Raw genomic sequence first — 8,144 nt, 5'->3', positions numbered from 1 at the left:
CCTGACTAGTGCAGGGGGTGTTTTTTTATGCATGAAATATTTTAGAAATTAGAAAAATTGGAATGTTATAAATAAAGAATATACAGAAAGAGGGCTTGGAGGCTACTAGAAGGCTGGCTCAGAAAGCGTGTAGGGCAGGGCGAGCTATCAGTGTTGAGGATATGTCCATTGCAGTGTTTTTAACGCTAAGAGGCTCAATAGTATGATCGAGTGAGCTTAGCATCTGCAAATCCATTGATCATTCAGCTTATTATAAAGCAGTTAAAATGATGGCTAATATCAATATATCTGTGTGCTCATAATAATCTTATGAGAGCTATAAGGTTAAATTTATAAGTAATATTGCTCATTTATATTTATGCTATTTGGCATTTTTTAGGCTTTCACATGGTAATGGTATTTATTTTTTTAGGCGAAATCTAGATTTTTTCGCCAAATTTGACGATTTTAAGCTCGTTTTTTACATCAAAAAGAGCAATTTTTTGAAAGTAATTTCATTTTTGTTGCTATCGAGGATAGATTTCAATACGACCAAAGTTATGTTTGGCGAAAAAAACAGCAAAAATTGTAATTTTATAAAGTGCGAATCGTATCTCATTTGTAATGTGAAAAACTATCAATTTAATAAGAAAATGTGAAATATAACCAATAAATAGACTTTATTAATACAAAATGACTATTATTTGAAATAGTATGAACTACATCATATTATTCATATTAAATTTGAATAATGATTCAAATTTATAGATATTTATGAGGGTGTTAATGTTTTTTATATTAATATAAGTTTTTGAAAAACAATAAATAAAAATATTTTTAAGCATTCATTGGTCTTCCGATGAATGGCTTTGATTTTTTAGTTCTAATTAACTTTAATATGCTTATTCCCACAGTATTTAATAGCCAAAGGTGATTTATGAGAAATCTTAATTTTTTAGCGATGACACTAGGCTGTTTGTTGTTTACTGGTTGCATGAGTACTACAAAAATGGGTACGGCTGGTGCTGAGCGTAAACAATTTATGGTGATTCCTGAAAAAGTATGGAATGCACAATCGGATAAATCTTATAAACGGTTTGTGAATCAAGCAAAAGATAAGCAAGTTTTAGTGATTGACCGTAAATTGGATCATGTATTAGAAAATCTTAAATCTGAAGCTGATGTTTTTCGTACTGGGGCGAAAGCTTGGAATTGGGATATCAAAGGGAATTTAAATGGTGAGTTAAATGCACACTCATTACCAGGTGGCAAAATTATTGTGAATACGGGTTTGTATTGGGGATTAAAGTTGAATGAAGATGAGCTTGCATTTGTAATTGCGCATGAAATGGCACATTCACTCCGCGACCATAACCGTGAAAAAGCATCAATTATGTTGGCAAGTAATGTTGCGCTATTAACGGCTACAGCTGGCGTTGGCGGTATTGCTTCAGCAGCGGCAAGTGCTGCGAGTCAAACAGCGATGATTCCACAAGGTTGGAACATTGAGGTTGAAGCAGATCTTATTGGTTTAGATATTATGTCACGTGCAGGATATAACCCTGATGCAGCCGTGAAATTCTGGAATAAGTTCCAAGCCGAAAGTATTCGTCGCAAAGCATATAATGTTAAACCATTAATGAATGATGATTTATTTGCAAAACGTATGGCCAATATTGAAAAAAACCTACCTGCTATGCAAGTAAAATATGAACAAGCTTTAGCAGTGAAAGGGCAGGCAGATCGTTATACGACACAAACAATTGTAAAAAACTAATATGTACATGTTCCAAGTTTAGGGCGCCTCCAGGCGCTCTTTTTTTTATGTGTTGTCTGTATGAAATTATAATTATTAGTTAACAGGTTTTGTATAAATTATAATCAAGCAAGCTGAATGGAATTCATGGTAAAATGATCGGCTTTCATCTTTGATCTACTTTTGATCTTCCATCTGCCAGCCGAGAATTGCTAGCCATGTCTACTGCTTATACCATGCAGACAGCGCCTAAAGCGTTGTTTGATTACGACAAATATTGGGCGTCATGCTTTGAACCAGCGCCTTTTTTGCCGATGTCACGTGAGGAAATGGACCAACTCGGTTGGGATAGTTGTGACTTCATCTTTGTTTGTGGTGATGCTTATATCGATCATCCATCATTTGTGACAGGTATTATTGGTCGTACTTTGGAAGCTCAAGGTTTTCGCGTAGGTATTATTTCGCAACCTGATTGGACTTCTGCTGAAGCATTTAAAGTGCTGGGTAAACCGAATATTGCATGGGGTGTATCGGCAGGGAACATGGACTCTATGATCAACCGTTATACGGCTGACCGTAAAATCCGTTCAGATGATGCTTATTCGCCAGATAATCTGCCAAATAAACGTCCTGACCGTGCTGCAACAGTATATTGCCAACGCGTACGTGAAGCTTATCCTGATGTTCCTGTGCTTTTAGGTGGTATTGAAGGTTCATTACGTCGTATTGCACATTATGACTATTGGTCAGATAAAGTTCGTCGCTCAATTTTGATGGATTCAAAAGCCGATTTACTCATGTATGGTAATGGTGAGCGTTCAATCATTGAGGTGATGCATCGTTTAGCCAAAGGCGAAAAAATTACAGATATTACCGATGTTCGTGGTACTGCATTTATTATTAATAAGCATAATCGCGCGTCAAAAGCGAAGTTTGTAGAAATCGCATCCAATGATGTGGATACTATTGGTCGCGTTGATCCCATCATCAACCCTTATGTCATGACCGAAGATTTAGATGGTTGTGAGATTGAACAAGATAAAGGCAACAGCTTAGCCAATTATCAAAACTTCCAAAAAGAATTGGTTGCTAATCCAATTGTGCGTGAAGGTGATCAACTTGATAGCGACACGCAAATTGTACAGCTACAGCCCTCATCGAAAGCAATTAAACACAAATTACCACCGCGTGAGTTAGCTGTAATTCGTTTGCCTGCTTTTGAAGAGGTGGTGAATGACCCAGTGCTTTATGCACATGCTAACCGTATTTTACATTTGGAAACCAATCCAGGTAATGCACGTGCTTTGGTACAAAAGCATGGCGAACGTGATGTTTGGTTAAACCCACCGCCAATTCCGTTAACTACGGAAGAAATGGATTATGTCTTTGATTTTCCATACGCGCGTTTACCACATCCATCTTATGGTCAAGCACGTTTCCCCGCATTTGACATGATTAAGTTCTCTGTGAACATTATGCGTGGCTGTTTTGGTGGTTGTACCTTCTGCTCGATTACCGAACATGAAGGTCGTATCATTCAAAACCGTTCTGAAGAATCGATTTTGCGTGAAGTTGAAAAGATTCGCGACACTGCGCCAGGCTTCACAGGGATTATTTCCGACTTAGGTGGTCCAACGGCAAATATGTACCGTTTGGCATGTAAAGATCCTGAAATTGAAAAGAACTGTCGTAAGCCATCATGTGTATTCCCAGGGGTTTGCCAAAACTTACATACTGATCACGCACCTTTAACTCAGCTCTACCGTAAGGCACGTGCATTAAAGGGTATTAAAAAGATTTTGATCGGCTCTGGTTTGCGTTATGACCTTGCGGTGCTTAACCCTGAATATGTCAAAGAGTTGGTGACGCATCATGTCGGTGGTTATTTAAAAATTGCACCTGAACATACCGAAAAAGGCCCATTATCGAAGATGATGAAACCTGGTATTGGTACTTATGACCGCTTTAAGCAAATGTTTGATCGCTTTAGTAAAGAAGCAGGTAAAGAGCAGTATCTGATTCCTTACTTCATTGCGGCGCATCCGGGTACAACCGATTACGATATGATGAACCTTGCGGTTTGGTTGAAAAAGAACGGTTTCCGTGCCGATCAGGTACAAACCTTTTATCCATCACCAATGGCAACAGCAACGACCATGTACTACACGGGTAAAAACCCGCTGGCGAAAGTCGCGCGTTATACTGAAGATGTAGATATTGTGAAAGGTGAGAAGCGTCGTCGTTTGCATAAAGCATTCTTACGTTATCATGATCCAAATAACTGGCCATTATTACGTGAAGCTTTGAAAGAAATGGGTCGCCAAGATTTGATTGGTAATTCTAAGCAACATTTGATTCCAACCTATCAGCCTGCAAGTGTAGAAGGTGAATACAAGTCAGCACGTAAGAAAAATTCAAGCGTGGCGGGCGATTCACAAAAACGTACTGGTGAGCAAGGTAATCGCACGAAGGCTGCACAAGGTCAACGTCCTTCAAATACCAAAAAACGCCCAGAACAAGGTCAGATTTTGACGCAGCATACAGGTTTACCACCACGTGAAACAGGTGACAAAAAACCTTTTTCGGGTAGTCAAACGAAAGGAAAGTCTAAGCCTAAATCACGTGCTTAAAGTTCATATTAAAATTTAGAAAAAGGATGCTTCGGCATCCTTTTTTTATGTGCAACATGGGGATGCTCTGCATGAACGCTATATTGGGCTTGGTTCACATGTGTTTTAGCGCTGAAAATGCCGTGAGACTTGCATTTGATATGCAGTTTGTCGGAATTGTGGTTGGGTTTTAAATCTGTGCTTGCCAGCTTTTCTGCGAATGATCTACAGTGTGAAATAGGGCAAATGATTTGCCTTTGCTGTTCTAGTCCAATGGATTGAATATTTGAAAGTTACACTATTTTGTAAATTTAGATATGTTTTTCGTGAGGATTGGAAGCAAATTGATGATTTGGACAATTTAAAATAAAACAGACTGTACACTCGATAGAATATCCCAGCGTTTTGATGGTGGGTAAAGCTAGTGGTGCAGTCCGAATGATTATAAGAAATGTAAAGGATTATGTAACATGGCAATTTATATTGTAATAGGGAGTATTTTACTCCTCTGTATGCTAATGATTGCTTGGAAAAGTTTAGAAACTGGAGACAAGCAACAGGATAGCGCGCTTAAACAACGTGCGATCTTTAATATCAATGAGCAATTGACCTATACACGGCTTAAGGAAATTTTACCGAGCCATATTGTATTGGCACATGTTTCTTTTGATGCCTTATTAACAACCAAATATTATCGGACACGTAATAAATACCGTAATATGGTCGCTGATTTTGTTATTTTAGATCAAAATCAACAAGTAACTGCAATTGTAGCAGTGGATGATCCTATGGTTCTCAAACGTCCACAGCTTGCACAATATCAAGATGCGCTATTGGAAATGGCGGGATACCGTGTAGTGCGATATGACGATGTACCAGAGTATTTTCAACTTCGGGAAGATTTCTTAAATCCGAATGCTCCAATTTTAAATACGCCGACTGTCAATGGTTTAAAGAAATATCACCTTTATTCTGATTTAGAGCGCAAGAAAGTGAAGTTATTGAGTTAGCTGTTCAAGTCGGTATATCAATCATTTTTTTAAAAGCATGCAGAAGCATGCTTTTTTATTTTTAAATTAACGATTTAAGCTGTTGCGACTGGCTTAATAGCCACAACGGTCATTTCAACCAATACTTCAGGTAAATACATTTTTGCTTCTACACAGGTGCGGGGTAAGGCCTCGATGTCTGCTACCCATGCATCCCAAACTTCATTAAAAGCGGCGTAGTCTTGCTCAATATCCTTTAAATATATGGTCACAGACATGATCTGACTTTTATCTGTGCCAGCATCTGCCAAAAACTGGTCAATAATGTCGAGGGTTTGTTGGGTTTGGCCTCGAATATCTAAGCTGGTATCTGTGGCAAGTTGACCTGCCAAATGGACTAAATTTCCAGCGATAGCAATTTCAGAAAAGCGCGAAGAGACATGAAGTCTTTGTATGGTCATGAATTTAGTCCTGTGTTTTGTGCATTTAAGGCCTTAAACAATCTTAACGTAGCCAAATCACCAATTAAACTAGCAAATAGCACATTTCATGCTGATCCAAACGGTTGGCAACCCAAGCAAAAAACAGAATGTTTATACAGTGTATTGCACCCATCATGAGGGATAAAGCTGTAGCAATTGACGATAGTAGTGCTAAACAATTTAAAGCGTCTTTATGCGCATATTTTTTTTAAAGCTGGTTTAGCTGAAGGGGGGAGGCAGGAGACATGCAAGAGAAGTGTTCCATGAATGACAGCAGAGATGTCCTGCAATATTCGGATTGATCGTCACGCCAACCACAGGACATTATGCTGAAAGTAAAGGTGATTTTCAGCATCTCAGCGTATACATGGATAAATGCATCGCGCTGATAGATTACTCTATATTGCAATAATGTGAAGTATAAATTGCTTTAATTTTATTCTTTTGTGTAAAAGTTGAGCGTTAAGAAGGAACTAAAGCAGTGAAAGTTGGGCATCGGCTTGTACTTCACTCAATTGATACACGCCAATACCAATTAAACGAAATTGTAAATTTGGAGCGATATGCATTTCTTCTAATAGTTGCGTAAGGGCTTGATGCAGTTCTTGTTTACTGTGTAAGACGTGTTTAAAGCTTTTACTGTGTTGGATGACTTGGAAATTTTTCAGCTTAAGTTTGGCTGATACACCACGGGCGTGCAGTTGTTTTTTTTCGAGGGCGTTCCAGACTTGATCAATCAATTTGGGCCAATAAGGCAGGCATTGTTGTAGATTATAATTTGCATCAAATGTGGTTTCTTTGGAGATTTGCTGCCGTTGACGTTCACTTTGAACAGCTCGCTCATCAATGCCTTGTGCATATAAAAATAATTGTTTGCCATATTTGCCAAAGTGTTGGATCAGCAGATTTTCATCCACTTGTTGTAAATCGCCAAGTGTTTCTAAATTTAGACTTTTGAGTTTTTCTTGCGTGACTTTGCCCACACCTGGAATTTTCTTGAGTGCCAAGTGCTGGATAAATTGCTGTACTTGATTGGGTTTAATTACACAAATGCCATTGGGCTTATTCCAATCTGAGGCAATTTTGGCCAAAAATTTATTGGGCGCAACGCCAGCAGAGGCGGTGAGTCCTGTGGTATTAAAAATATCGGCACGGATCTGTTCAGCAACCGCAGTTGCACTGGGCAGGTTTTGCAAATTTTCAGTCACATCTAAATAGGCTTCATCTAGCGAGAGTGGTTCAATTTGCGTGGTATAACGCTGAAAAATTTGGTGGATTTGTGCTGATACTGCTCGGTATTTATCAAAATTTGGTTCAATAACGGTCACTTGTGGGCAGAGCTTAAGCGCTTGGCTCATCGACATGGCTGAGCGCAGGCCAAATTCACGCGCAGGATAGGAGGCCGCACAAATCACAGCCCGTGGATGGTGTGAAGATACCACCACAGGTAAATGGCTCAGCTCGGGACGCTCTCTTAACTCGACAGAGGCATAAAAAGCGTCCATATCAATATGGATAATTTTGCGCATAGGCGGATATTAAGTGCTTTGGTCGAACTTATTTTGGAGCTGTCTTTTGTTTAAATTGAGGTGGATAGAGGCCATTTTTGAGTAAAAAAGCCTGCCATTGTTTTTGGCTTCCCTGAAACACATTGAGGTCAACTGTGGTGGCAATCCCGCGTATTTGACCTTGATTGGTATGTTGCCAAAATATCCATTCAGGTTGATCTTTTAAATCAGGCTTGCCTTTGTATTCGCGTACCCAAAGTGGGGTATTGCGAAACTCACCTGCCAACACAATATTATAAAAAGACTTCGACACATAAAAGATGGGCTGCTTACCATAGTGCTGTGCCAAACGATCATGCATGTATTGAATTTCTTGCAACATTTGTTGTTTGCTATACGTATTTATACATTGACTGTCATATTCGAGGTCTATGACAGGGGGCAAGGCATCGTCTTTATTGGGTACGGTCGCAATAAAGTTTTCAGCCTGAATTTTGCCATCACGACATAACCGGTAAAAGTGGTAGGCACCAACTAAAAAACCACGTTCACGGGCTTGCAACCAGTTGTCTTGGAACTTGGTGTCTTTGAAGTCGCCACCTTCGGTGGCTTTCAAGTACACAAATTGAAATTTTTCAGGGGAGATTTTATTCCACTGAATATCCTTTTGATGATGTGAAACGTCGAAGCCTTTGACTGGATACTCTTCTGCACTGGCAGGTCGATGAGGCACCAACAGCATATAAATCAGTAGCGCGATCATCGCTAGACCTGTGACACCGATATAGGGTGTGTATGATCTGAGTGCAGATGATTTTTTC

Annotated in this window: 6 protein-coding genes; 3 read left to right on the top strand and 3 right to left on the bottom strand. The window is 39.2% G+C overall.

Going from position 1 to position 8,144, the window contains the following annotated elements; genetic code table 11:
* The first annotated feature begins 916 nt into the window (after window positions 1–916).
* From EXE29_RS03535 to EXE29_RS03525, 3 genes are all read left to right on the top strand, one after another.
* The gene (locus tag EXE29_RS03535; RefSeq protein ID WP_227865841.1) at window positions 917–1,756 is read left to right on the top strand and encodes a M48 family metallopeptidase; all 840 of its coding nucleotides are present in this window, start codon (window positions 917–919) and stop codon (window positions 1,754–1,756) included.
* 197 nt (window positions 1,757–1,953) lie between these two features.
* On the top strand, window positions 1,954–4,365 hold the full coding sequence (locus EXE29_RS03530; RefSeq protein WP_120363855.1) for a YgiQ family radical SAM protein: 2,412 nt from the start codon (window positions 1,954–1,956) through the stop codon (window positions 4,363–4,365).
* 449 nt (window positions 4,366–4,814) lie between these two features.
* Complete coding sequence (locus tag EXE29_RS03525; protein WP_120363856.1) at window positions 4,815–5,354, top strand: DUF2726 domain-containing protein; 540 nt, start codon at window positions 4,815–4,817, stop codon at window positions 5,352–5,354.
* Window positions 5,355–5,428: 74 nt separating this feature from the next.
* Here the strand turns inward: EXE29_RS03525 and EXE29_RS03520 are convergent, their stop codons facing one another.
* From EXE29_RS03520 to EXE29_RS03510, 3 genes are all read right to left on the bottom strand, one after another.
* Window positions 5,429–5,794 carry a RidA family protein gene (locus tag EXE29_RS03520; RefSeq protein WP_106983832.1) on the bottom strand — a complete coding sequence of 122 codons (366 nt, stop codon included), beginning with the start codon at window positions 5,792–5,794 and terminating at the stop codon, window positions 5,429–5,431.
* Window positions 5,795–6,288: 494 nt separating this feature from the next.
* Window positions 6,289–7,344: a DNA polymerase IV gene (dinB, locus tag EXE29_RS03515; RefSeq protein WP_120363857.1), complete on the bottom strand. Its 1,056-nt coding sequence runs from the start codon at window positions 7,342–7,344 to the stop codon at window positions 6,289–6,291.
* 28 nt (window positions 7,345–7,372) lie between these two features.
* Window positions 7,373–8,086, bottom strand: a complete 714-nt coding sequence (locus EXE29_RS03510) for a glycoside hydrolase family 25 protein (RefSeq protein WP_228198700.1) — start codon at window positions 8,084–8,086, stop codon at window positions 7,373–7,375.
* Between the last annotated feature and the right edge of the window lie 58 nt (window positions 8,087–8,144).

Source organism: Acinetobacter sp. WCHAc060006, assembly GCF_004209135.1.
Lineage (GTDB): Bacteria > Pseudomonadota > Gammaproteobacteria > Pseudomonadales > Moraxellaceae > Acinetobacter > Acinetobacter cumulans.
This window is presented reverse-complemented; position numbering and strand designations above follow the sequence as displayed.